This is a genomic window from Mycobacterium sp. 1165196.3 (assembly GCF_001673415.1).
Classification (GTDB): Bacteria; Actinomycetota; Actinomycetes; order Mycobacteriales; family Mycobacteriaceae; genus Mycobacterium; species Mycobacterium europaeum_A.
This window is the reverse complement of sequence record NZ_LZLU01000049.1, coordinates 1-2,425: the sequence shown is the minus strand read 5'-3', so window position 1 is coordinate 2,425 and position 2,425 is coordinate 1. Positions and strand designations below refer to the sequence as shown.

2 protein-coding genes are annotated in these 2,425 nt (G+C 66.3%); both read left to right on the top strand.

Features of this window, described 5'->3' with window-relative positions:
* Positions 1-976 (top strand): bifunctional 2-methylcitrate synthase/citrate synthase (locus A5659_RS04675; protein WP_067179534.1); only part of this gene is annotated, 976 nt, incomplete at its 5' end.
* A 5-nt stretch (positions 977-981) separates the two neighbouring features.
* The coding region (locus A5659_RS04670) for a biotin carboxylase N-terminal domain-containing protein (protein ID WP_156748828.1) at positions 982-2,425 on the top strand (1,444 nt) is incomplete at its 3' end.

Sequence of the window (2,425 nt, the reverse complement as noted above, 5' to 3'; positions counted from 1 at the left end):
CGAGCAAGTTGCCTACCTGCTGTGGCACGGCGAACTTCCCGACGAGCAACAGCTTGCACTGTTCAGTCAGCGCGAACGAGCGGCCCGGCGGCTGAACCGATCCCAGCTGTCGCTGTTGACCAAATTGCCCGAGACCTGCCATCCGATGGACGTGGTGCGCACCTTCATCAGCTCGATGGGTGCCGAGGATCCGGACGAGGACGACAGCAGCCCGTCGGCCAACTACGGCAAGGCGTTGCGGATGTTCGCGCTGCTGCCCACGATCGTCGCCGCCGACATGCGCCGCCGGCGGGGCCTGGACCCCATCGCCCCGCACAGCCACATGAACTATGCGCAGAATTTCCTGCACATGTGCTTCGGTGACGTTCCCGAGCAGGTCGTGGTGGACGCCTTCGAGCAGTCGATGGTCCTGTATGCCGAGCACAGCTTCAATGCATCGACCTTCGCGGCCCGCGTGGTCACCTCCACCCAATCCGACATCTACAGCGCGGTCACGGCGGCCATCGGCGCACTGAAGGGCCCGCTGCATGGCGGCGCCAACGAGGCCGTCATGCACGACATGCTCGACATCGGCACCCCCGAGCGGGCCGCGGAATGGCTGCGGGGCAAGCTGGCTGGCAAAGACAAGATCATGGGATTCGGTCACCGGGTATACAAGAACGGTGACTCGCGGGTGCCGACCATGAAGGAGGCACTCAAGCGCGTCGCCGCGGCGCGCGACGGCCAGAAGTGGCTCGACATCTACGAAGTCCTGGAGAAGGGCATGGCCGAGGCCAACGGCATCAAACCCAACCTGGATTTCCCGACCGGACCTGCCTATTACCTGATGGGCTTCGACATCGGCATGTTCACGCCGATCTTCGTGATGAGCCGGATCACCGGCTGGACGGCACACGTCATCGAGCAGACCGCGTCCAACGCGTTGATCCGTCCGCTCAGCGAGTATGTCGGACCACCGCAACGGGCTCTATCGTAAAGACCGTGTTTGCGAAGGTACTGGTCGCCAATCGCGGAGAGATCGCGATCCGCGCGTTCCGCGCGGCCTATGAGCTGGAAATCGGCACGGTCGCGGTGTACCCGTATGAGGACCGCAATTCAGTGCACCGGCTCAAGGCCGACGAGTCCTATCAGATCGGCGAGGAGGGCCACCCGGTCCGCGCCTACCTGTCCGTCGACGACATCGTCGCGACGGCACAGGCGTGCGGGGCGGACGCGATATACCCCGGCTATGGCTTCCTGTCGGAGAACCCCGATCTGGCGGCGGCATGCGCGGCGGCCGGCATCACCTTCGTCGGCCCGAGCGCGGAGGTGCTCGAGCTCACGGGTAACAAGTCCCGGGCGATCGCGGCGGCGCGGGCGGCGGGTCTTCCGGTGCTCGCTTCCTCGCCACCGTCGACATCGGTGGACGAGCTGGTGGCCGCCGCCGAGTCGATGACGTTCCCGCTGTTCGTCAAGGCCGTCGCCGGTGGCGGCGGGCGCGGGATGCGCCGGGTCACCGACGCGGCGTCGCTGCCCGAGGCGATCGAGGCCGCCAGCCGCGAGGCGGAATCCGCGTTCGGGGACGCGTCGGTGTTTCTCGAGCAGGCGGTGATCAATCCGCGTCATATTGAGGTGCAGATCCTGGCCGATAGCCAGGGCAACGTCATTCACCTCTACGAGCGGGACTGCAGTGTGCAGCGCCGCCACCAGAAGGTTGTCGAGATCGCACCGGCACCCAACCTGGATCCGGCGCTGCGCCAACGGATCTGCGCGGACGCGGTGGCTTTCGCGCAGAGCATCGGCTATACGTGCGCCGGCACCGTGGAGTTCCTGCTCGACGAACGCGGCAATCATGTGTTCATCGAGATGAACCCGCGCATCCAGGTGGAGCACACGGTCACCGAGGAGATCACCGACGTCGACCTGGTGTCGGCGCAGCTGCGGATCGCCGGCGGGCAGAGCCTGGAAGACATTGGCTTGAGCCAGAATTCGATCGTTCCGCACGGTGCGGCCTTGCAGTGCCGGATCACCACGGAGGATCCGGCGAACGGGTTCCGGCCGGACACCGGCCGGATCACCGCCTATCGCACCCCGGGTGGCGCGGGAATCCGGCTGGACGGCGGCACCACGCTCGGTGCCGACATCAGCGCGCACTTCGACTCGATGCTGATCAAGCTGACCTGCCGGGGCCGCGACTTCGCCACGGCGGTGCGTCGGGCGCGCCGTGCGGTCGCCGAGTTCCGCATCCGCGGTGTCTCGACGAATATCCCCTTCCTGCAAGCGGTTCTGGACGATCCCGACTTTCAGTCCGGTCGCATCACCACGTCCTTCATCGAGGAGCGCCCGCAGCTGCTCACCGCCCGCAGCTCCGCCGATCGCGGCACCAAGATTCTGAGTTACCTGGCCGACGTCACCGTCAACAAGCCCCACGGCGAGCGTCCGTCCG